Raw genomic sequence first — 21,779 nt, 5'->3', positions numbered from 1 at the left:
CCCGCCATGCCCAAATCCGCCCCCCTCGTCCGTTCGTCCCTGATTGCCCATCGTGGTGCCAAGGCTTACGTGCCGGAAAACACCCTGCTGGCCCTGGAGAAAGCTGCCGAGTGCGGCGCCGAGTGGGTCGAGATCGACGTGAAACTGACCCGTGATGGCCAGCCTGTCGTGATTCATGACGACTTGCTGGACCGAACTACCAACGGGCGCGGCGCGGTCGTGCTTCACGAACTTGAGGCCATCCGCAAACTGGACGCAGGCAGCTGGTTCGCCCCTGAATTCGCAGGCTTGCAGATCCCCACCTTTGAAGAGATCGTGGCTTGCGCGCTGCGCCTCAACCTTGGCTTGCAGGTCGAACTCAAGCCGACCATTGGCGACGATATCGAAACGGCTGAGGTGGTGATGCCGATCCTCAAAAACCTGTGGCCCACCGGCAATGATCAACTGTTCGTATCCAGTTTTTCAGTACGCTCCCTAAAGGCCGCACGCCGGTTATGGGCTGACGTGCCCTTGGCCATCGCCTCGGTGGTGGCCCCTGCCGACCCGGTCGCGCTGCTGGCCGAATATGACTGTCGAATACTTCACGTACTTGACGACATGCTCGATGACCATCACCTTGTCCGCCTGAAAAGCAGCGGCGTCGAATTCGCCGTGGCTACCATCAACAGCCCAAAACGTGCGCGCTACCTGCTGGAACATGGCGCACAGTCGATTCTCAGTGATTACCCGGACTTGTTGAACCTGCCCAACGGAGGCTGTCTGCAATGAACAAAAGACTCAGCGTCGCCATGCAAGCCGTAGAAAAAGCCACTGGCCTGGCCATGGCCTACTTCAACGACCGCCACACCCTCGACATCACCACCAAAAGCGCGCAAGACCTCGTTTCCCGCGCCGACTTCGAGGTGGAACAACTGCTTCGTGCCGAATTGGGCAAACACTTCCCCGACGATACAATCCTCGGCGAAGAAATGGGCGGCGAATTCATCACCGATGGCTGGGTTATCGATCCCATTGACGGCACTGGCAACTACCTGCGCGGCACCCCATTGTGGGGAATCGCTGTGGCGTACATGTCGGCAGGCGAGCCCGAAATCGGCGTCGTCGCCTACCCGGCACTGGGCTACACCCTGGCCGCCCGCACGGGCGATGGCTTGCTGCGTAACGGCGTCCCCTTTGTCCGCCCTCAGCCACCAGAGCACTTGCGTATTGCCGGCGTAGGCGAAAACACCCGCTGGGACGCCGAAGAGATGGGCAAACTGCACCTGAGCCTGCGCCGACAGGGCTGGGGCCTTGCCGGTTATCGCTGCGCCACCATCGGCCTGGCGTTCGCCGCTTTGGGGCAGACGGACGGCTACATGGAGAAATTCACCAGCCTGTGGGACATCGCAGCAGGGGCTGTGATTTGTCGCGAGGCTGGGTTGCTGTGCACGATTGAGGGCGACCAGAAACAAGGGTCGATGACAGTGATGGTGGGGCGTGAGGAGTTGATGGGGATTTTTGGTGCGTAATGCGTCGGACTAGTCGACGCAGTTTTCTGACTGCGTTTGCCCGCCTGATGGCATGTCTGCCCTTTGTGGACAGCAGATTGCTGGCTGCAGAAACTTTTACCGCGTTGCGCCAGCCTGCAGCCGAGAGAGGCATACGGTTCGGCTTTGCGGTTGACCCGGCGAAGCTGAATGACGACGCGGCCTACCGGGAACTGGTCGCCCATCAGGCCAGCATCGTAGTGCCAGAAAACGCCTTGAAGTGGCAGACCGTCCACCCCGAACCAGAGCGTTATAACTTCGCGCCCGCTGACGCAATCGCAGCGTTTGCGAAAGCGCATGACCAGCATATGCGCGGGCACACCTTCTGCTGGCATCGTTCGTTACCCGACTGGGTTCACCACACCGTTACCCCGACGAACGCCGAAGCGGTGCTGACGGCGCACATCAGTACCGTCGCCAGCCATTATCGTGGCCTCATCAGTGCATGGGACGTCGTCAACGAAGCCATCCAGCTGGAGGACGGCCAGCCTGGCGGGCTGCGCAATTCATTCTGGTATCAGATGCTCGGGCCTCGCTATCTGGACATAGCCTTCAACGCTGCGCACAAGGCCGACCCGGACGCCCTGCTCTGCTATAACGATTACGGCCTGGAAAAGGATACCCATTACAGCGAAAGCCGACGCACCGCCGTGCTCGCCCTGCTGCGTGGTCTCAAGCAGCGGGGCATTCCGATACACGGTCTGGGTATTCAGTCCCACCTGCGTGCAGGCGACACATTTAGTCCGGACCTGTCTCGCTTTATTCTTGAAGTGCGTGATATTGGGTTGTCGATCCACATCACGGAACTCGACGTCGACGACAACCACTTGACGGGGTCCATCACAGAACGCGATGGGACGGTTGCGCAAACCTATAAGCGCTATCTGGACCTGATCCTTGCTACGCGCTCGGTGTCGACAGTTATCACCTGGGGTGTGTGGGACAGCCCGCATATTGCCGGAGCCACGACCAGCAACGGGCCGTTGGCACAACGGGCATTGGCGTTTGGCCCGCGAGGTGAAGTGAAGCCAACAAGCTGGGTGATCGCGCATTGTTTCGAAAACGCGCAAATGCAGAAGGATGCGCGGTTTTAGGTGCCCAGCGGCTTTCACGGCAGCATTACAGCCAGAGCGGTTCCGCGCTTTCTGATCCCTGAAAACCAAGAAGCCCCCGATAAACGGGGGCTCCGGTTCTGGACCTGAACAGCAGGTTTCAGCGATCCTAGAACGGAATATCATCATCAAAGCTGTCGAAATCAGCAGCTGGCTGCGGCGCTTGTTGTTGCGGTGCCGGGCGCGAGTCGCGTTGTGGCGGCTGCTGGTTGTAGTTCTGCTGAGGTGCAGACTGCTGCGGTGCCGATTGCTGTGGACGCGACTGCTGTGGACGAGGTGCGGACTGGTTGTAGTTGCCGCCGCCCTGACCTTGTTGGGAGTCGCCCTGAGGACGGCCGCCCAGCAGTTGCATGGTGCCCTGCATGTCGACGACGATTTCAGTGGTGTAGCGCTTGATGCCGTCTTTTTCCCACTCGCGGGTCTGCAGTTTGCCTTCGATGTAGACCTGCGAACCCTTGCGCAGGTATTCGCCGGCGATCTCGGCGACCTTGCCGAACATCGATACACGGTGCCACTCGGTCTTTTCGACTTTCTGACCGGTCTGCTTGTCAGTCCATTGTTCGCTGGTTGCCAGACTCAGGTTGGTCACGGCGTTACCGTTAGGCAAGTAGCGAACTTCGGGATCCTGGCCGCATGTACCGACCAATATGACTTTGTTAACCCCACGGGCCATAACGTTCTCCTAGGCTTCGCACGCTTCTGACGCTGGATTGACCAGCTTTTCGAGAGAGGCACGATCCAATAATTTTGTGTCGAGTTTTATGTAGATGGCCGCCTCTTCAGCAACCACCACTGCATCTGTCACGCCTGCTACGGACATCAAACGCTCTGCCAGGCCTGCTTCACGCTGCGCCTGCGGCGACAACGGCAGACGTAGGCTGGTCACGTAAGGCGGTTCGCGCATGGTCACTGCGAAGGCGAGCCAGACGGCGGCCATGGCTGCACCACCAAGGAACACCACATCGAGCCCACCATGCTGGAACAACCAGCCGCCCAGTATCCCACCTGCGGCCGATCCAAGAAACTGGCTGGTGGAATAAACTCCCATCGCCGTGCCTTTTCCGCCAGCCGGTGAAACCTTGCTGATCAGCGACGGCAAGGACGCTTCCAGCAGGTTGAACGCCGTGAAGAATACCACTGTCCCGATGACCAGTGCCCGCAACGTGTCCCCGTAGGCCCAGAAGAATAGCTCAGCCAGCATCAAAACTGTGACGGCGCCCAGCAGAACGCGCTTCATTTGACGTTTCTTCTCGCCATAGATGATGAACGGGATCATCGCGAAGAAGGAAACCAGCAAGGCGGTCAGGTAGACCCACCAGTGCTCTTCCTTGGGCAAACCGGCTTTTTCGACCAGCGCCAGCGGCAAGGCTACAAAGCTGGACATGAGCATGGCGTGCAACACGAAGATACCCAAATCCAGGCGCAGCAGGTCTGGATGACGCAAGGTAGCCCCCAACGCCTGTTTGGCAACGCCGGATTCGCGGTGCATCAACGGGCCATTGGCCTTGGGCACCACAAACGCGACGATGAGAATACCCAGCAAGGCCATGCCGCCGGTGGCCAGGAACAACCCTGAAAGACCGAACACGCCGGTGATCACGGGGCCGACCACCATCGCGATAGCGAACGACAGACCGATGGTCATGCCGATCATGGCCATGGCCTTGGTGCGGTGCTGCTCGCGGGTCAGGTCAGACAGCAAGGCCATGACCGCAGCGGAAATCGCGCCAGCGCCCTGCAGGATGCGCCCGGCAATGATCCCCCAGATCGAATCGGCGTTTGCTGCCACCACGCTGCCGATCGCAAAAACGATCAGGCCGAGATAAATGACCGGTCGCCGTCCGATACGGTCGGAAATGATCCCGAACGGAATCTGCAACACAGCCTGAGTGAGGCCGTAAGCGCCAATCGCCAGACCGATCAGTGCAGGACTCGCGCCCGCCAGATCCATGCCGTAGGTTGCCAGAACCGGCAAAACCATGAACATGCCAAGCATGCGGAACGCGAACACCAGGGCCAGACCGCCTGCTGCGCGGGTCTCGCCGCTACTCATACGCTCGCTGTGGGTATCGTGCATGGAATAACCTCGTGTGAACCGGCGGCGATTCTACCAGTCCCATCGTTGTACAGCACATACGCGACGCTTTGCCGCGTAATGGCTCGGAGCCTTATACTCCGTCGTTTATGCCCGCCAAGCGAGGCCGCAGTGGACAAGATCCTGATACGTGGGGCACGAACCCACAACCTGAAAAATATTGACCTGACACTTCCCCGCGACAAACTGATCGTCATCACCGGGCTCTCCGGCTCAGGCAAGTCTTCGCTGGCTTTCGATACGCTGTACGCCGAAGGGCAACGCCGTTATGTCGAATCGCTGTCTGCCTATGCCCGACAGTTCCTGTCGATGATGGAAAAGCCGGACGTCGACACGATCGAAGGTTTGTCGCCAGCGATTTCCATCGAGCAGAAATCGACGTCGCACAACCCGCGTTCGACCGTGGGGACGATCACCGAGATTTACGACTACCTGCGCCTTTTGTATGCGCGAGTCGGACAACCGCGCTGCCCGGACCACGATATCCCGCTGGAGGCCCAGACTGTCAGCCAGATGGTTGATCTGGTGCTGACTCAGCCTGAGGGCAGCAAGCTGATGCTGCTTGCGCCGGTTGTCCGCGAGCGCAAGGGTGAGCACCTGTCGGTTTTTGAAGAGCTGCGCGCGCAAGGTTTTGTCCGCGCGCGGGTCAACGGCAAGCTGTGTGAGCTGGATGAGTTGCCGAAGCTGGACAAGCAGAAGAAGCACTCGATTGATGTGGTCGTGGATCGCTTCAAGGTCCGCGCCGATCTGCAACAGCGTCTGGCGGAATCCTTTGAAACCGCGTTGAAGCTGGCCGACGGTATCGCGTTGGTCGCACCAATGGACGATGAGCCAGGCGAAGAAGTGATTTTCTCTGCCCGCTTCGCCTGCCCGATCTGTGGCCATGCGATCAGCGAGCTGGAGCCGAAACTGTTCTCCTTCAACAACCCGGCTGGCGCATGCCCGACCTGCGACGGCCTGGGCGTGAAGCAGTTCTTTGATATCAAGCGACTGGTGAATGCCGAGCTGACGCTTGCCGAAGGCGCGATACGTGGCTGGGACAGGCGTAACGTTTATTACTTCCAGATGCTTGGGTCGCTCTCCAAGCACTATGGCTTCAGCCTGGAGGTGCCGTTCAAGGAAATCCCTGCCGACATGCAGAAGATCCTGCTCAACGGCAGTGGCTCGCAGAGTGTCGACTTCCGCTATCTGAATGACCGCGGCGATATCGTCAAGCGTGCACACCCGTTCGAAGGCATTGTGCCGAATCTGGAGCGCCGTTATCGGGAAACCGAATCGGCGACCGTACGCGAAGAGCTGGCCAAATTCCTCGGCACGCAGCCGTGCCCTGATTGCCGAGGCACTCGTCTGCGTCGTGAAGCGCGCCATGTGTGGGTAGGCGAAAAGACCTTGCCTGCGGTAACCAATTTGCCGATTGGCGACGCCACACATTATTTCGAAGCGCTCAAATTGACCGGAAGGCGCGGTGAAATCGCAGACAAGATCCTCAAGGAAATCCGTGAGCGTCTGCAGTTTCTGGTCAATGTCGGCCTGGACTATCTGACCCTGGATCGCAGCGCGGACACGCTGTCCGGCGGCGAAGCCCAGCGGATTCGTCTGGCCAGCCAGATCGGTGCGGGTCTGGTCGGGGTGATGTACATCCTCGACGAGCCGTCCATTGGCCTGCACCAGCGCGATAACGATCGTTTGCTGGGCACGCTCAAACACCTGCGCGACATCGGCAACACCGTGATTGTGGTGGAGCACGATGAGGATGCGATTCGCCTGGCCGACTATGTAGTCGATATTGGCCCGGGGGCCGGCGTGCATGGTGGTCACATCGTTGCCGAAGGTACGCCGGACGAGGTGATGTCGCACCCTGACTCGCTGACCGGCAAATACCTGTCGGGGCGCGTGAAGATTGCTGTACCCGCCAAGCGCACCCCGCGTAATAAAAAGCTGTCGCTGACGCTCAAGGGCGCGCGCGGCAACAATCTGCAGAACGTCAATCTCGAGATTCCGATTGGTCTGCTGACTTGCGTGACGGGCGTTTCCGGGTCGGGTAAGTCGACGCTGATCAACAACACGCTGTTCCCGTTGAGCGCCACCGCGCTGAACGGCGCGACGACGCTTGAGGCTGCCACGCACGACAGCATCAATGGCCTGCAGCATCTGGACAAGGTCGTGGACATCGACCAGAGCCCTATCGGTCGTACGCCGCGCTCCAACCCGGCGACGTACACCGGGCTGTTCACGCCGATTCGCGAACTGTTTGCCGGTGTACCTGAATCACGCTCACGGGGCTACGGCCCTGGACGGTTCTCGTTCAACGTCAAAGGCGGTCGCTGCGAGGCATGCCAGGGCGACGGGCTGATCAAGGTCGAGATGCACTTTCTGCCGGACATCTACGTGCCCTGCGACGTGTGCAAGAGCAAGCGTTACAACCGTGAGACGCTCGAGATCAAGTACAAGGGCAAAAGTGTCCATGAAGTGCTGGAAATGACCATCGAGGAAGCTCGCGAGTTTTTCGATGCCGTACCTGCACTGACGCGCAAGCTGCAAACCCTGATGGATGTAGGGCTTTCCTATATCAAGCTGGGGCAATCGGCGACGACTTTGTCAGGCGGTGAGGCACAGCGGGTCAAGCTGTCGCGTGAGTTGTCCAAGCGCGACACCGGCAAGACGCTGTACATCCTCGACGAACCGACTACGGGCCTGCATTTTGCGGATATTCAGCAGCTGCTGGATGTGTTGCATCGCCTGCGCGACCACGGCAATACGGTGGTGGTGATCGAGCACAATCTGGATGTCATCAAGACCGCCGACTGGCTGGTGGACCTCGGTCCGGAAGGCGGTTCAAGAGGTGGACAGATCATCGCGACCGGCACACCTGAACAGGTCGCCGAAATGGAACAGTCCTACACCGGGCATTATCTGAAGCCTTTGTTGACTCGGGACAAAGCCTGACGAGTGTGATGAAAAACGGGTTCGGCATGAGTCGAACCCGGATACAAAAAAGCTCCTGTCACGCAAGTGCAGGAGCTTTTTTGTGAGCGACTGAATCAGAACTGCGATTGCAGGTAGTTCTGAAGACCAATGGACTTGATCAGACCCATCTGCTGTTCAAGCCAATAGGTATGGTCTTCCTCCGTGTCAGCCAGCTGCACGCGCAGGATTTCACGGGTCACGTAGTCACTGTGCAGCTCACAGAGCTCGATGCCTTTGCATAGTGCAGCGCGAACCTTGTATTCCAGACGCAGATCGCTGGCGAGCATCTCAGGTACCGTGGTGCCGACGTCGAGATCATCCGGGCGCATGCGCGGTGTGCCTTCGAGCATCAGGATACGGCGCATCAGCGCATCGGCATGTTGCGCCTCTTCTTCCATCTCATGGTTGATACGTTCGTAGAGCTTGGAAAAGCCCCAGTCTTCGTACATGCGTGAGTGAACGAAATACTGGTCACGAGCAGCCAGTTCGCCCGTGAGCAACGTGTTGAGGTAATCGATTACTTCCGGGTGGCCTTGCATCGCACCAGACTCCTGCTTCAAAGCCGATAGTTTGAACCAAGCGCCGCGCGAGGTCACTCAGAAAAACGCAATAAACCGACGAAAAGTGGCGAAATTACGCCGTTAAGAAGCGAAAAACCGCCCAAATGAGGGCGGTTCTGTTTCTCACTTCGACTCAGCCTGACTTTGCACCCAAAGCGCTGGCTATGCCCTCTCCATACGCTGGATCAGCCTTGTAGAAATGCTGCAACTGGCGCTTCACGATATCACTGGAAACGCCCTGCATTGCGCCCGCAATGTTGTTGATCAGCAGCGCTTTTTGATCAATGCTCATCAGGTTGAACAGTTTGCCCGCCTGACTGTAATAATCGCCGTCAACACGGTGATCGTGACGATTCGCCGAGCCGCTCAAAGCCAACGCAGGCTCTGCGTAGCGCGGATCATCTTTCGGTGCATCCGAATAGCTGTTTGGCTCATAGTTCGGGGCCGCACCACCATTGCTGCCGAAGGCCATCGAGCCGTCACGCTGGTAGCTGTAGACAGGGTTTCTTGACGCATTGATCGGCAATTGCTGGTGATTGGTACCTACGCGGTAGCGATGTGCGTCAGCGTATGCGAATACGCGTCCCTGCAACATGCGGTCCGGCGACAGGCCAACGCCCGGCACCATATTGCTCGGGCCGAACGCAGCCTGCTCAACCTCGGCAAAGTAATTGAGCGGGTTACGGTTCAGTTCCAGTTCGCCTACTTCAATGAGCGGATACTCTTTCTGCGACCAGGTCTTGGTTACATCGAATGGGTTTTCGTGGTGACCAGCAGCCTGAGCTTCGCTCATCAACTGAATGCACACCTGCCACCTGGGGAAATCACCTTTTTCGATGGCGGTGAACAGATCACGCTGAGCGTAATCGGGATCGGTGCCAGCAATACGTGCAGCATCGGCCGGTGTCAGGTTCTTGATACCTTGCCGGGTCTTGTAGTGCCACTTCACCCAATGACGCTCACCTGCAGCGCTGATCAGGCTGTAGGTGTGGCTGCCAAAACCGTGCATATGGCGATAGCCATCAGGAATGCCACGATCCGAGAACAGAATAGTGATCTGGTGCAGCGCCTCTGGTGAATGCGACCAGAAATCCCACATCATCTGAGGGCTTTTCAGATTGGTTTGCGGAAGGCGCTTCTGTGTATGGATAAAGTCTGGAAACTTCAACGGGTCACGGATGAAAAACACCGGTGTGTTGTTACCCACAATGTCCCAGTTACCTTCCTCAGTGTAAAACTTGATCGCAAAGCCGCGTGGGTCACGTTCGGTATCAGCCGAGCCGCGCTCTCCCCCTACAGTGGAGAAGCGCAGGAAAACGGGCGTCTGCTTGCCAATTGTGTCGAACAGCTTGGCACTGGTGTATTGGCTGATGTTGCGGGTCACGGTGAACGTACCATGAGCACCCGATCCCTTGGCGTGCACGCGACGCTCTGGGATGTTCTCACGATTGAAATGGGCAAGCTTTTCGATCAGATGGAAATCATCGAGCAGCAAGGGACCACGCGGGCCTGCGGAACGCGAGTTCTGGTTGTCGGCGACTGGAGCACCGCTGGCAGTCGTAAGGGTCTTGGGGCTCATGAAAATCTTCCTCTGGCGTCTATAGCCGGCTAATCGGCTCGGAAGGAAGTATTGTTGAAAGCTATTGCAGCGTCGAATTCATTAAATCATGACTATCGATAGGATTTTTAAATCCTGGATAACAAAAAACCGGGCACTAGGCCCGGTCTTCTGTTCAAACTGATGTCTTATTCAGCAGCTTCTACAGAGCCACCGACAGGACGATCAACCAACTCGACGTACGCCATTGGCGCGTTGTCGCCAGCGCGGAAACCGCACTTGAGGATACGCAGATAGCCGCCCTGACGGGTTGCATAGCGCTTGCCCAGATCGTTGAACAGCTTGCCGACGATTTCTTTCGAACGAGTACGGTCGAAAGCCAGACGACGGTTAGCAACGCTGTCTTCCTTGGCCAGGGTGATCAGCGGCTCGGCAACGCGACGCAGTTCCTTGGCTTTCGGCAGGGTAGTTTTGATCAGCTCGTGCTCGAACAGCGACACCGCCATGTTTTGAAACATGGCTTTGCGGTGAGAGCTGGTACGGCTCAGGTGACGTCCACTTTTACGATGACGCATGGTTCATTCCTTACCAAACTCGCGTTCGGTGATTACGACGATCAGGCCGTAGCCTTGTCGTCCTTCTTAAGACTTGCCGGCGGCCAGTTGTCGAGGCGCATGCCGAGGGAGAGACCACGAGAAGCCAGAACGTCCTTGATCTCGGTCAAGGATTTCTTGCCCAGGTTCGGAGTCTTCAACAGCTCTACTTCGGTGCGCTGAATCAGATCGCCGATGTAGTAGATGTTCTCCGCCTTAAGGCAGTTGGCCGAACGCACGGTCAGTTCCAAATCGTCAACCGGACGAAGCAGGATCGGATCGATCTCGTCTTCCTGTTCGATTACCACTGGTTCGCTGTCGCCTTTGAGGTCCACGAACGCAGCCAACTGCTGTTGCAGAATGGTTGCAGCGCGACGGATAGCCTCTTCAGGGTCCAGAGTACCGTTGGTTTCCAGATCAATAACCAGCTTGTCCAGGTTAGTACGCTGCTCGACACGGGCGTTTTCCACCACGTATGCGATACGGCGAACCGGGCTGAACGAAGAGTCAAGCTGCAAGCGACCAATGCTGCGGCTTTCGTCTTCATCGCTTTGACGCGAGTCTGCCGGCTCATAACCACGACCACGAGCTACGGTGAGCTTCATGTTCAAGACGCCGTTAGACGCCAGGTTAGCGATTACGTGATCGGGGTTAACGATCTCGACATCATGATCCAGCTGAATATCGGCAGCGGTAACCACCCCCGAACCCTTCTTCGACAAGGTCAGCGTAACTTCGTCTCGACCGTGCAGCTTGATAGCCAGACCTTTAAGGTTCAACAGGATTTCAATGACGTCTTCCTGTACACCTTCGATGGCGCTGTACTCATGGAGTACACCGTCAATCTCGGCCTCGACTACTGCACAGCCGGGCATGGAGGACAACAAAATGCGGCGAAGCGCGTTGCCCAGGGTATGGCCGAAACCACGCTCGAGAGGCTCGAGAGTGATTTTGGCGCGGGTTGGACTGACAACCTGCACATCAATATGGCGGGGTGTCAGGAACTCATTTACCGAAATCTGCATGGATGCACCTATTTTCTAGCCCTTACTTGGAGTAGAGCTCGACAATCAGGCTTTCGTTGATGTCGGCGGATAGATCACTGCGAGCTGGAACGTTCTTGAAAACGCCCGATTTCTTCTCAGTGTCTACTTCTACCCATTCTACGCGGCCACGTTGGGCACACAGATCGAGAGCCTGGACAATACGCAGCTGATTCTTAGCTTTTTCGCGGATAGCAACAACGTCGCCAGCACGAACCTGATAAGAAGGAACGTTAACGGTTTTGCCGTTTACGCTGACCGACTTGTGCGAAACCAATTGACGGGATTCGGCACGCGTCGAGCCGAAGCCCATGCGGTATACAACGTTGTCCAGACGGCATTCGAGCAGTTGCAGCAGGTTCTCGCCTGTTGCACCTTTCTTGCCGGCGGCTTCTTTGTAGTAGCCGCTGAACTGACGCTCGAGAACGCCGTAGATACGACGGACTTTTTGCTTTTCACGCAGCTGAGTACCGTAATCGGACTGGCGACCGCGGCGTTGGCCGTGGATACCTGGAGCTGCTTCGATGTTGCACTTGGATTCGATAGCGCGAACGCCGCTCTTCAGAAAGAGATCGGTGCCTTCACGACGAGCAAGTTTGCATTTTGGACCAATGTAACGAGCCATTTCTTACAGTCTCCTGGATTACACGCGGCGCTTCTTCGGCGGACGGCACCCGTTGTGCGGGATTGGCGTCACGTCGGTGATGCTGGCGATCTTATAGCCACAGCCGTTCAATGCACGGACAGCGGATTCACGACCTGGGCCTGGACCCTTGACATTGACGTCGAGGTTCTTCAGACCGTACTCCAGCGCAGCTTGACCAGCACGTTCAGCAGCTACTTGAGCAGCGAACGGGGTGGACTTGCGCGAACCACGGAAACCCGAACCGCCGGAGGTAGCCCAAGAAAGAGCGTTACCTTGACGATCGGTAATGGTGACGATTGTGTTGTTAAACGACGCGTGGATGTGGGCGATGCCATCAACCACTGTCTTTTTAACTTTTTTACGAGGACGAGCAGCAGGTTTTGCCATGACTAAATTCCTGTCGTTGCGCTGGTGCGATTACTTGCGGATCGGCTTACGCGGACCTTTGCGAGTACGCGCGTTGGTCTTGGTACGCTGACCGCGTACTGGAAGACCCCGACGATGACGCAGACCGCGGTAGCAGCCCAGGTCCATCAAGCGCTTGATTTTCATGTTGATTTCGCGACGCAGGTCACCTTCAGTGGTGAACTTCGCCACTTCGCCACGCAGCTGTTCAATCTGCTCGTCGCTCAGATCTTTGATTTTCACCGCCGGGTTTACACCGGTGGTTGCACAAATTTTCTGTGCAGTGGTGCGACCAACACCATAGATGTAGGTCAGCGAGATAACAGTATGCTTGTTATCTGGAATGTTAACGCCTGCAATACGGGCCATTCAGTGGGACTCCAATTGACAGCTACCTACGCCCCGGAAGCCAAGAAATAGGGCGCGAGATAATATCGCTGTAGTAACAAATAATCAACCCAGCAGCGCACTAGCTGCTGGGCTTAAGCACAAATCACAATCAGCCTTGGCGCTGCTTATGACGTGGTTCCGCGCTGCAAATTACTCGAACCACACCTTCGCGGCGAATAATCTTGCAGTTACGGCACAGCTTTTTCACCGATGCACGAACTTTCATCACCAACTCCTCGAACCTTAGGGGTGCTTCAGCGCAGCATACCGCCGCTGCCACCGTAGCCCTTCAGGTTGGCTTTCTTCATCAGGGATTCATACTGGTGCGAAACGAGGTGAGATTGCACTTGCGACATAAAGTCCATCACAACCACGACCACGATCAGCAACGAGGTCCCGCCAAGGTAGAACGGAACGTTTGCCGCAACCACCAGAAACTGGGGAAGCAGGCACACGGCCGTCATATATAGAGCACCGAACATGGTCAAGCGAGTCAGAACGCCATCAATATAGCGCGCCGACTGCTCACCTGGACGAATACCCGGAATAAAGGCACCGGACTTCTTCAGGTTTTCCGCTACGTCTTTCGGATTGAACATCAACGCCGTATAGAAGAAGCAGAAGAAAATAATCCCTGCACTAAACAGCAGAATATTCAACGGCTGACCAGGAGCGATCGACTGCGAGATGTCCTGCAACCAGCCCAGACCTTCAGACTGACCGAACCAGGACCCCAACGAAGCCGGGAACAGCAAAATGCTGCTCGCGAAGATGGCCGGAATAACGCCGGCCATGTTCACTTTCAGCGGCAGGTGGCTTGCCTGCGCAGCGAAGACCTTGCGGCCCTGCTGACGCTTGGCGTAGTGAACAGCGATTCGACGCTGACCACGCTCAATGAACACCACAAAACCGATGATCGCTACTGCCAGCAAACCGATAGCAACCAGAGCGAAGATATTGATATCACCCTGACGTGCAGACTCGAAAGACTGCCCTATTGCTCTCGGAAGACCAGCTACGATACCTGCGAAAATCAGCATCGAGATACCGTTGCCGACACCGCGCTCGGTAATCTGCTCACCCAGCCACATCATGAACATCGCACCTGCCACGAAGGTAGTTACGGCCACAAAGTGGAAACCCAGGTCGCCAGAAAACGCGACGCCCTGACTCGCCAGACCAACGGACATGCCGATAGCTTGGACAAGAGCCAGGACAACGGTGCCATAGCGGGTGTACTGGCTTATCTTGCGACGGCCAGCTTCACCTTCCTTCTTCAACTGCTCCAGTTGCGGACTGACGGCGGTCATCAGCTGCATGATGATCGATGCCGAAATGTACGGCATGATCCCCAATGCAAAGATGCTCATCCGCTCCAGTGCGCCACCGGAAAACATGTTGAACAAGCTAAGAATGGTCCCCTCATTCTGTCGAAACAGTTCTGCGAGTCGGTCCGGGTTGATACCTGGAACCGGGATGTGTGCGCCTATTCGGTAGACGATAATCGCCAGGAACAGAAAACGCAGACGAGCCCAGAGTTCAGACATACCGCCTTTGCCGAGCGCTGAGAGAGCACCTTGCTTAGCCATTTATTCCTCGAACTTGCCGCCAGCTGCTTCGATAGCCGCACGCGCACCTTTGGTGGCGGCGATACCCTTGATAGTGACAGCGCGAGTAACTTCGCCCGACAGCATGATTTTCACACGCTGAACGTTCTGGTTAATCACGTTGGCATCTTTCAGGGACTGCACAGTTACGATGTCGCCTTCCACTTTAGCCAGCTCGGACAAACGCACTTCTGCGCGATCCATGGCTTTCAGAGAAACGAAACCGAATTTTGGCAGGCGACGATGCAGCGGCTGTTGGCCGCCCTCAAAGCCCGGAGCGATTGTGCCACCGGAGCGGGAGCTTTGACCTTTGTGGCCACGGCCACCGGTCTTGCCCAAACCACTACCGATACCACGGCCCGGACGATGCTTTTCGCGACGGGAACCCGGCGCTGGACTCAGATCATTGAGTTTCATCGATTAACCCTCGACTCGCAGCATGTAGTAAGCCTTGTTGATCATCCCGCGATTTTCGGGAGTATCCAGCACTTCTACAGTGTGACCGATGCGACGCAGACCCAAACCCTTAACGCACAGTCTGTGGTTAGGGATGCGGCCGGTCATGCTTTTGATCAGCGTTACTTTAACGGTAGCCATGATCAGATGATCTCCTCAACACGCTTGCCACGTTTGGCAGCGATCGACTCAGGAGACTGCATGCCCTTCAAACCCTTGAAAGTGGCGTGAACCACGTTTACAGGGTTAGTCGAACCGTAGCACTTGGCCAATACGTTCTGGACACCAGCAACTTCCAGCACTGCGCGCATTGCGCCGCCAGCGATGATACCGGTACCTTCAGAAGCAGGCTGCATGTACACCTTGGAGGCGCCATGAGCAGACTTCATCGCGTACTGCAGGGTTGTGCCGTTCAGATCAACCTGAATCATGTTGCGACGAGCAGCTTCCATCGCCTTCTGGATTGCAGCAGGCACTTCACGTGACTTGCCACGGCCGAAGCCAACGCGCCCTTTACCATCACCCACTACGGTCAACGCAGTGAAAGTGAAGATACGGCCGCCTTTTACGGTTTTGGCCACGCGGTTAACTTGAACCAGCTTCTCGATGTAGCCTTCGTCGCGTTTTTGGTCGTGATTTGACATAACTTAGAACTCCAGCCCGCCTTCACGAGCAGCATCAGCCAGCGCTTTGACACGGCCGTGGTACTTGAAGCCAGAACGGTCGAAAGCGACTTGCGATACACCCGCGGCTTTCGCGCGCTCGGCGACCAGCTTGCCAACCTTAGTGGCCGCGTCGATGTTGCCAGTGGCGCCATCACGCAGTTCTTTGTCCAAAGTCGAGGCGCTTGCCAGGACTTTGCTGCCGTCGGCCGAAATGACCTGGGCATAAATGTGCTGCGAAGAGCGGTGCACGCAGAGACGCACGACTTCCAGCTCGTGCATTTTCAGGCGTGCTTTGCGAGCGCGACGCAGTCGGGTAACTTTTTTGACGGTCATTTGCTATGCCCTACTTCTTCTTGGCTTCTTTACGGCGGACGACTTCGTCCGCGTAACGCACACCTTTGCCTTTGTAAGGCTCAGGACGGCGGAAGTCGCGGATCTCAGCGGCCACTTGACCAACCAACTGCTTATCGATACCGCGAATCAGGATATCGGTCTGGCTGGGGGTCTCAGCGGTGATGCCATTCGGCAATTCATAGTCCACCGGGTGCGAGAAGCCAAGTGCAAGGTTCAGGACCGTGCCTTTTGCTTGCGCCTTGTAACCAACACCGACCAGCTGGAGCTTGCGCTCAAAGCCTTGGCTTACGCCCTGGACCATGTTGTTAACCAGTGCACGAGTGGTGCCTGCCATTGCGCGGGTTTGTTGATCGCCATTGCGAGCAGCGAAACGCAGCTCACCAGCTTCTTCAACAATCTCAACGGACGAATGGATGTTCAGTACCAGAGTGCCCTTGGCACCCTTCACCGAAAGCTGCTGACCGACGAGTTTGACTTCGACGCCGGATGGCAACTTAACGGGGTTCTTAGCTACGCGTGACATGCTTATCCCCCCTTAGAACACAGTGCAAAGCACTTCGCCACCGACACCGGCAGCGCGCGCAGCACGATCCGTCATCACACCTTTACTGGTGGAGACGATAGACACACCAAGACCGCCACGAACTTTCGGCAGATCATCGGAGGACTTGTACTGACGCAAGCCTGGGCGGCTGACGCGCTTAACCTCTTCAATGACCGGACGGCCTTCGAAGTACTTAAGCTCGATGGACAGCGAGGATTTAACTTCGCTGCTGATCTGATAACCCGCAATGTAGCCTTCGTCCTTCAGGACTTTAGCTACAGCAACCTTCAACGTGGAAGATGGCATGCTTACGACGGGCTTTTCAGCCATCTGGGCATTACGGATACGAGTTAGCATGTCCGCTAACGGGTCCTGCATACTCATGGGCTAGACGCTCCTAAAACAAAATAATTAGCCTTGCGGCTACAGCTTGATCGCCGAGAACTTCCGGGCACGTAAAAACACGGGCTCAGGCGAGCCGGCAATTCTAGTCTTACCCCAGAAATGAATCAAGCCCCAAAAGGGGCTTGATTCAAATTCAAGCTTCATCCCGACCGATGACTCGCGCAATCGATCAGGACGAAACGAGAGGTGCGCCTTACCAGCTGGCTTTGACCAGACCTGGTACGTCGCCACGCATAGCAGCTTCACGCAGCTTGTTACGGCCAAGGCCGAACTTGCGATAGACGCCGTGTGGACGACCAGTGATGCGGCAACGGTTACGCATGCGCGCAGCGCTTGCGTCACGTGGTTGCTTCTGCAGGGCTACGGTAGCTTCCCAACGCGCTTCTGGACTTGCGTTCAGATCAACGATGATAGCTTTCAGCTCTGCACGCTTCTTGGCGTACTTGGCAACAGTGAGCTGACGCTTCAGCTCACGGTTCTTCATGCTCTTCTTGGCCATTTTCCTACTCCAATCAGTTGCGGAACGGGAATTTGAAAGCACGCAGCAATGCGCGGCCTTCGTCATCGTTCTTGGCAGTGGTGGTCAGGGTAATGTCCAGACCGCGGAGAGCATCGATCTTGTCGTAGTCGATTTCCGGAAAAATGATCTGCTCTTTTACGCCCATGCTGTAGTTACCACGACCATCGAAGGACTTGGCATTCAGGCCGCGGAAGTCGCGGACCCGAGGCAGGGAGATCGACAGCAGACGATCCAGGAATTCGTACATACGATCGCGGCGCAGAGTCACTTTGACGCCGATCGGCCAACCTTCACGGACTTTAAAGCCAGCGATGGATTTCCGAGCGTAAGTCACAACGACCTTTTGACCGGTGATCTTTTCCAGGTCAGCAACAGCGTGCTCGATGACTTTTTTGTCGCCGATCGCTTCGCCCAGACCCATGTTCAGGGTGATTTTTGTAACGCGCGGAACTTCCATCACGTTCGAAAGCTTAAGTTCTTCCTTAAGTTTCGGAGCGATTTCCTTCCGGTAAATCTCTTTTAGTCGTGCCATGGTCTTCTACCTAGCAGTGTTCAAGCATCAACCGCTTTTTGGGTCGACTTGAAGACACGAATTTTCTTGCCGTCTTCAACTTTGAAACCAACGCGGTCAGCCTTGTTGGTTGCGCCGTTGAAAATGGCGACGTTGGAAGCGTGCAGTGGCGCTTCTTTCTCGACGATACCGCCCTGTACGCCCGACATAGGGTTTGGCTTGGTATGACGCTTCACCAGGTTGATCCCACCAACGACCAGACGGTCGTCAGCGAGAACCTTGAGCACCTTACCGCGCTTACCTTTGTCTTTGCCGGCGATCACGATGATCTCGTCGTCACGACGAATCTTTTGCATGTCGGATCTCCTTAAAGCACTTCAGGGGCGAGCGAGACGATCTTCATGAACTTCTCAGTACGAAGCTCACGGGTCACTGGCCCAAAGATACGGGTACCGATCGGCTCTTGCTTGTTGTTCAACAGAACAGCAGCGTTACCGTCAAAGCGGATAATGGAGCCGTCTGCACGACGAACGCCATGGCGAGTGCGGACTACAACAGCAGTCATCACTTGGCCTTTTTTCACCTTACCGCGCGGAATTGCTTCCTTGACGGTTACTTTGATGATGTCACCGATACCAGCGTAACGACGATGGGAGCCACCCAGCACCTTGATGCACATAACGCGGCGTGCGCCGCTGTTATCGGCCACATCGAGCATGGATTGAGTCTGAATCATATAATTTCTCCGACCCCTAGCCCTTAGACTTCCACAGCGCGTTCGAGGATATCAACCAACGCCCAAGACTTGGTCTTGGCTACCGGACGAGTTTCACGAATCGTGACCTTGTCGCCGATATGGCATTGGTTGGTTTCGTCGTGTGCGTGCAGCTTAGTCGAACGCTTAACGTATTTACCGTAGATCGGGTGCTTTACGCGACGCTCGATCAGAACGGTGATGGTCTTGTCCATCTTGTCGCTGACAACACGGCCAGTCAGCGTACGGACAGTTTTTTCGGCTTCAGCCATGATTACTTACCTGCCTGCTGGTTGAGCACAGTTTTCACGCGAGCGATGTCACGCTTAACTTGCGAGAGCAGATGAGACTGCCCCAACTGGCCAGTTGCTTTCTGCATACGCAGATTGAACTGGTCGCGCAGCAGGCCGAGCAGTTGCTCGTTCAGCTGCTGTGCTGATTTTTCACGAAGTTCATTCGCTTTCATCACATCACCGTCCGCTTAACAAAGGAGGTGGCGAGCGGCAGCTTTGCAGCAGCCAGGGCGAAAGCCTCACGCGCCAGCTCTTCAGTAACACCCTCGATTTCATACAGGACTTTGCCTGGCTGAATCTGGGCAACCCAGTACTCCACGTTACCCTTACCTTTACCCATCCGAACTTCGAGTGGCTTTTTGGTAACAGGCTTGTCCGGGAACACACGGATCCAGATCTTGCCGCCACGTTTAACGTGACGGGTCAGAGCACGACGCGCTGACTCGATCTGACGAGCGGTGAGACGACCACGAGCAACAGACTTCAGCGCGAACTCGCCGAAGCTGACTTTGCTACCGCGCAGTGCCAGGCCACGGTTGTGGCCGGTCATCTGCTTGCGGAACTTCGTACGCTTTGGTTGCAACATTTGGCGTACCCCTTACTTAGCAGCTTTTTTACGAGGCGCTGGTGCTTGTGGTTTCAGTTCTTCTTGGCGACCACCAATTACTTCGCCTTTGAAGATCCAAACCTTTACACCGATCACACCGTAAGTGGTGTGAGCTTCGTAGTTGGCATAGTCGATGTCGGCACGCAGGGTGTGCAGTGGCACACGACCTTCGCGATACCATTCAGTACGTGCGATTTCAGCACCGCCGAGACGACCGCTCACTTGGATTTTGATGCCTTTGGCACCAATGCGCATGGCGTTCTGAACAGCGCGCTTCATAGCGCGACGGAACATTACACGACGCTCCAGCTGCTGAGCTACGATCTGCGCAACCAGCATACCGTCAAGCTCCGGCTTGCGGATCTCTTCGATATTGATGTGCACAGGCACACCCATTTGCTTGGTCAGGTCCTGACGCAGTTTCTCAACATCTTCACCTTTCTTGCCGATCACGATGCCGGGACGAGCGGTGTGGATGGTGATACGTGCTGTCTGAGCCGGACGATGGATATCGATACGGCTGACGGACGCGCTTTTTAATTTGTCTTGGAGGTACTCACGCACTTTCAGATCAGCGAACAAATAGTCCGCATAAGTCCGACCGTCTGCGTACCAGACGGAGGTGTGCTCCTTGACGATTCCCAGGCGAATGCCAATGGGATGTACTTTCTGACCCATCTCTTCGACTCCGTTACTTGTCAGCAACCTTGACAGTGATATGGCAAGACCGCTTGACGATGCGATCAGCACGGCCTTTAGCACGTGGCATGATGCGCTTCAGCGAACGCCCTTCGTTGACGAAAACGGTGGAGACCTTGAGGTCATCAACGTCTGCGCCTTCGTTATGCTCGGCGTTGGCTACAGCCGACTCCAGCACTTTCTTCAGGATCTCGGCGGCTTTCTTACTGCTGAAAGCCAACAGGTTGAGCGCTTCGCCCACCTTCTTCCCGCGGATCTGGTCGGCGACCAAGCGGGCTTTCTGGGCGGAGATTCGAGCGCCCGACAACTTAGCGGCTACTTCCATCGTTCCTTACCCCTTAACGCTTGGCTTTCTTGTCTGCCACGTGCCCACGATATGTGCGGGTACCGGCAAACTCGCCTAGTTTATGGCCGACCATGTCTTCGTTCACGAGAACTGGAACATGCTGGCGACCGTTATGCACTGCAATGGTCAGACCGACCATTTGTGGCAGGATCATCGAACGACGCGACCAGGTCTTAACTGGTTTGCGATCGTTCTTTTCCGCCGCCACTTCGATCTTCTTCAGTAGGTGAAGATCAATAAAAGGACCTTTTTTCAGAGAACGTGGCACTGTCGTATCCCTCTATTTACTTGCGACGACGGACGATCATTTTGTCGGTACGCTTATTACCACGAGTCTTCGCGCCCTTAGTCGGGAAGCCCCACGGCGATACCGGATGACGACCACCAGAGGTACGACCTTCACCACCACCATGTGGGTGGTCAACCGGGTTCATGGCAACACCACGAACGGTTGGGCGAACGCCACGCCAGCGTTTGGCACCGGCCTTACCCAGCGAACGAAGGCTGTGCTCGGAGTTCGAGGCTTCACCCAGCGTTGCACGGCACTCAGACAGTACTTTGCGCATTTCACCGGAGCGAAGACGCAGGGTTACGTACACACCTTCACGAGCGATCAGCTGTGCAGAAGCACCAGCGGAACGAGCGATCTGCGCGCCTTTACCTGGCTTCAATTCGATGCCGTGTACGGTGCTACCAACTGGAATGTTGCGCAGTTGAAGAGCGTTGCCCGGCTTGATTGGTGCCAGAGCACCTGCAATCAGCTGGTCGCCAGCACTCACGCCTTTAGGGGCGATGATGTAGCGGCGCTCGCCGTCTGCGTAAAGCAGCAGAGCAATGTGAGCAGTACGGTTTGGATCGTATTCGATACGCTCGACAGTGGCAGCGATGCCATCCTTGTCGTTGCGACGGAAATCGACCAGACGATAATGCTGCTTATGGCCACCACCGATATGACGGGTAGTAATACGACCATTGTTGTTACGACCACCAGACTTCGATTTTTTCTCGAGCAGCGGTGCGTGAGGAGCGCCTTTATGCAGCTCCTGGTTGACCACCTTGACCACAAAACGGCGGCCAGGGGAAGTCGGTTTGCATTTAACGATTGCCATGATGCACCCCTTCC

The 21,779-nt window shown here is 56.2% G+C and carries 32 protein-coding genes; 4 read left to right on the top strand and 28 right to left on the bottom strand.

What is annotated here, in order from left to right:
• The first annotated feature begins 6 nt into the window (after window positions 1-6).
• From ALO80_RS13410 to ALO80_RS13400, 3 genes are read left to right on the top strand one after another with little or no spacing between them, the layout of a single operon-like run.
• A complete protein-coding gene (locus ALO80_RS13410) occupies window positions 7-768 on the top strand; it encodes a glycerophosphoryl diester phosphodiesterase (protein ID WP_055009346.1) in 762 nt (253 codons plus the stop codon).
• A complete protein-coding gene (locus tag ALO80_RS13405; protein ID WP_054987276.1) occupies window positions 765-1,508 on the top strand; it encodes an inositol monophosphatase family protein in 744 nt (247 codons plus the stop codon). The genes ALO80_RS13410 and ALO80_RS13405 overlap by 4 nt, the downstream gene beginning before the upstream one ends.
• Entirely contained in the window at window positions 1,508-2,620 is a 1,113-nt protein-coding gene (locus tag ALO80_RS13400) for an endo-1,4-beta-xylanase (RefSeq protein ID WP_055009345.1), read from the top strand. Before ALO80_RS13405 ends, ALO80_RS13400 begins: the two co-directional genes overlap by 1 nt.
• A 127-nt stretch (window positions 2,621-2,747) precedes the next feature.
• Here the strand turns inward: ALO80_RS13400 and ALO80_RS13395 are convergent, their stop codons facing one another.
• Window positions 2,748-3,311 carry a single-stranded DNA-binding protein gene (locus ALO80_RS13395; protein WP_054987274.1) on the bottom strand — a complete coding sequence of 188 codons (564 nt, stop codon included), beginning with the start codon at window positions 3,309-3,311 and terminating at the stop codon, window positions 2,748-2,750.
• 9 nt (window positions 3,312-3,320) lie between these two features.
• Window positions 3,321-4,715, bottom strand: a complete 1,395-nt coding sequence (locus ALO80_RS13390; RefSeq protein WP_055009344.1) for an MFS transporter — start codon at window positions 4,713-4,715, stop codon at window positions 3,321-3,323.
• 129 nt (window positions 4,716-4,844) lie between these two features.
• Between ALO80_RS13390 and uvrA the strand changes: the two genes are divergently transcribed.
• Window positions 4,845-7,679, top strand: coding sequence for an excinuclease ABC subunit UvrA (uvrA, locus tag ALO80_RS13385; RefSeq protein WP_055009343.1), 2,835 nt, complete (start codon window positions 4,845-4,847; stop codon window positions 7,677-7,679).
• Window positions 7,680-7,774: 95 nt separating this feature from the next.
• On the opposite strand, the gene bfr is transcribed toward uvrA, so the two are convergent.
• The 26 genes from bfr to rplB all read right to left on the bottom strand — a co-directional run bounded on the left by bfr (window position 7,775) and on the right by rplB (window position 21,765).
• Window positions 7,775-8,239 (bottom strand): bacterioferritin, encoded by a 465-nt coding sequence (gene bfr / locus ALO80_RS13380; RefSeq protein WP_003317095.1) that lies wholly within the window; start codon window positions 8,237-8,239, stop codon window positions 7,775-7,777.
• Window positions 8,240-8,393: 154 nt separating this feature from the next.
• Complete coding sequence (locus tag ALO80_RS13375) at window positions 8,394-9,839, bottom strand: catalase (protein WP_055009342.1); 1,446 nt, start codon at window positions 9,837-9,839, stop codon at window positions 8,394-8,396.
• A 167-nt stretch (window positions 9,840-10,006) separates the two neighbouring features.
• Complete coding sequence (gene rplQ / locus ALO80_RS13370) at window positions 10,007-10,393, bottom strand: 50S ribosomal protein L17 (protein WP_002555463.1); 387 nt, start codon at window positions 10,391-10,393, stop codon at window positions 10,007-10,009.
• 41 nt (window positions 10,394-10,434) lie between these two features.
• A complete protein-coding gene (locus tag ALO80_RS13365; protein WP_002555464.1) occupies window positions 10,435-11,436 on the bottom strand; it encodes a DNA-directed RNA polymerase subunit alpha in 1,002 nt (333 codons plus the stop codon).
• Window positions 11,437-11,458: 22 nt separating this feature from the next.
• Window positions 11,459-12,079 carry a 30S ribosomal protein S4 gene (gene rpsD / locus ALO80_RS13360; protein ID WP_002555465.1) on the bottom strand — a complete coding sequence of 207 codons (621 nt, stop codon included), beginning with the start codon at window positions 12,077-12,079 and terminating at the stop codon, window positions 11,459-11,461.
• A gap of 18 nt (window positions 12,080-12,097) precedes the next feature.
• Window positions 12,098-12,487, bottom strand: a complete 390-nt coding sequence (rpsK, locus tag ALO80_RS13355) for a 30S ribosomal protein S11 (RefSeq protein ID WP_002555466.1) — start codon at window positions 12,485-12,487, stop codon at window positions 12,098-12,100.
• A 30-nt stretch (window positions 12,488-12,517) separates the two neighbouring features.
• Entirely contained in the window at window positions 12,518-12,874 is a 357-nt protein-coding gene (rpsM, locus tag ALO80_RS13350; protein ID WP_002555467.1) for a 30S ribosomal protein S13, read from the bottom strand.
• A 130-nt stretch (window positions 12,875-13,004) separates the two neighbouring features.
• Entirely contained in the window at window positions 13,005-13,121 is a 117-nt protein-coding gene (rpmJ, locus tag ALO80_RS29530) for a 50S ribosomal protein L36 (protein WP_002555468.1), read from the bottom strand.
• Window positions 13,122-13,149: 28 nt separating this feature from the next.
• Window positions 13,150-14,484 carry a preprotein translocase subunit SecY gene (secY, locus tag ALO80_RS13345; protein ID WP_055009341.1) on the bottom strand — a complete coding sequence of 445 codons (1,335 nt, stop codon included), beginning with the start codon at window positions 14,482-14,484 and terminating at the stop codon, window positions 13,150-13,152.
• Window positions 14,485-14,919, bottom strand: a complete 435-nt coding sequence (gene rplO, locus ALO80_RS13340; protein ID WP_002555470.1) for a 50S ribosomal protein L15 — start codon at window positions 14,917-14,919, stop codon at window positions 14,485-14,487.
• Between the two features lie 3 nt (window positions 14,920-14,922).
• Window positions 14,923-15,099 carry a 50S ribosomal protein L30 gene (rpmD, locus tag ALO80_RS13335; protein ID WP_010438202.1) on the bottom strand — a complete coding sequence of 59 codons (177 nt, stop codon included), beginning with the start codon at window positions 15,097-15,099 and terminating at the stop codon, window positions 14,923-14,925.
• A 2-nt stretch (window positions 15,100-15,101) separates the two neighbouring features.
• Window positions 15,102-15,602: a 30S ribosomal protein S5 gene (rpsE, locus tag ALO80_RS13330; protein WP_003317099.1), complete on the bottom strand. Its 501-nt coding sequence runs from the start codon at window positions 15,600-15,602 to the stop codon at window positions 15,102-15,104.
• A 3-nt stretch (window positions 15,603-15,605) separates the two neighbouring features.
• Window positions 15,606-15,956: a 50S ribosomal protein L18 gene (gene rplR, locus ALO80_RS13325; protein WP_002555473.1), complete on the bottom strand. Its 351-nt coding sequence runs from the start codon at window positions 15,954-15,956 to the stop codon at window positions 15,606-15,608.
• Between the two features lie 10 nt (window positions 15,957-15,966).
• On the bottom strand, window positions 15,967-16,500 hold the full coding sequence (gene rplF / locus ALO80_RS13320) for a 50S ribosomal protein L6 (protein ID WP_055009340.1): 534 nt from the start codon (window positions 16,498-16,500) through the stop codon (window positions 15,967-15,969).
• Window positions 16,501-16,512: 12 nt separating this feature from the next.
• Window positions 16,513-16,905 carry a 30S ribosomal protein S8 gene (gene rpsH, locus ALO80_RS13315; RefSeq protein WP_002555475.1) on the bottom strand — a complete coding sequence of 131 codons (393 nt, stop codon included), beginning with the start codon at window positions 16,903-16,905 and terminating at the stop codon, window positions 16,513-16,515.
• Window positions 16,906-17,119: 214 nt separating this feature from the next.
• Entirely contained in the window at window positions 17,120-17,425 is a 306-nt protein-coding gene (gene rpsN / locus ALO80_RS13310) for a 30S ribosomal protein S14 (protein ID WP_002555476.1), read from the bottom strand.
• 13 nt (window positions 17,426-17,438) lie between these two features.
• Entirely contained in the window at window positions 17,439-17,978 is a 540-nt protein-coding gene (rplE, locus tag ALO80_RS13305) for a 50S ribosomal protein L5 (protein WP_002555477.1), read from the bottom strand.
• Between the two features lie 20 nt (window positions 17,979-17,998).
• A complete protein-coding gene (gene rplX / locus ALO80_RS13300) occupies window positions 17,999-18,313 on the bottom strand; it encodes a 50S ribosomal protein L24 (protein WP_002555478.1) in 315 nt (104 codons plus the stop codon).
• 11 nt (window positions 18,314-18,324) lie between these two features.
• Window positions 18,325-18,693, bottom strand: a complete 369-nt coding sequence (rplN, locus tag ALO80_RS13295) for a 50S ribosomal protein L14 (RefSeq protein WP_002555479.1) — start codon at window positions 18,691-18,693, stop codon at window positions 18,325-18,327.
• Between the two features lie 23 nt (window positions 18,694-18,716).
• The gene (gene rpsQ, locus ALO80_RS13290) at window positions 18,717-18,983 is read right to left on the bottom strand and encodes a 30S ribosomal protein S17 (protein WP_002555480.1); all 267 of its coding nucleotides are present in this window, start codon (window positions 18,981-18,983) and stop codon (window positions 18,717-18,719) included.
• Window positions 18,984-18,985: 2 nt separating this feature from the next.
• Window positions 18,986-19,177 carry a 50S ribosomal protein L29 gene (gene rpmC, locus ALO80_RS13285; RefSeq protein ID WP_002555481.1) on the bottom strand — a complete coding sequence of 64 codons (192 nt, stop codon included), beginning with the start codon at window positions 19,175-19,177 and terminating at the stop codon, window positions 18,986-18,988.
• Complete coding sequence (rplP, locus tag ALO80_RS13280; protein WP_002555482.1) at window positions 19,177-19,590, bottom strand: 50S ribosomal protein L16; 414 nt, start codon at window positions 19,588-19,590, stop codon at window positions 19,177-19,179. The genes rpmC and rplP overlap by 1 nt, the downstream gene beginning before the upstream one ends.
• Before the next feature lie 12 nt (window positions 19,591-19,602).
• Window positions 19,603-20,289: a 30S ribosomal protein S3 gene (gene rpsC / locus ALO80_RS13275; protein WP_055009339.1), complete on the bottom strand. Its 687-nt coding sequence runs from the start codon at window positions 20,287-20,289 to the stop codon at window positions 19,603-19,605.
• A gap of 13 nt (window positions 20,290-20,302) precedes the next feature.
• Window positions 20,303-20,635 carry a 50S ribosomal protein L22 gene (rplV, locus tag ALO80_RS13270; protein WP_002555485.1) on the bottom strand — a complete coding sequence of 111 codons (333 nt, stop codon included), beginning with the start codon at window positions 20,633-20,635 and terminating at the stop codon, window positions 20,303-20,305.
• A 13-nt stretch (window positions 20,636-20,648) separates the two neighbouring features.
• On the bottom strand, window positions 20,649-20,924 hold the full coding sequence (gene rpsS, locus ALO80_RS13265) for a 30S ribosomal protein S19 (protein ID WP_002555486.1): 276 nt from the start codon (window positions 20,922-20,924) through the stop codon (window positions 20,649-20,651).
• 16 nt (window positions 20,925-20,940) lie between these two features.
• A complete protein-coding gene (rplB, locus tag ALO80_RS13260; RefSeq protein ID WP_055009338.1) occupies window positions 20,941-21,765 on the bottom strand; it encodes a 50S ribosomal protein L2 in 825 nt (274 codons plus the stop codon).
• Between the last annotated feature and the right edge of the window lie 14 nt (window positions 21,766-21,779).

Source organism: Pseudomonas caricapapayae (genome assembly GCF_001400735.1).
Taxonomy (GTDB): domain Bacteria; phylum Pseudomonadota; class Gammaproteobacteria; order Pseudomonadales; family Pseudomonadaceae; genus Aquipseudomonas; species Aquipseudomonas caricapapayae.
Note: the sequence above shows the minus strand (reverse complement) of the source record. Positions and strands in the feature narration are given on the sequence as shown.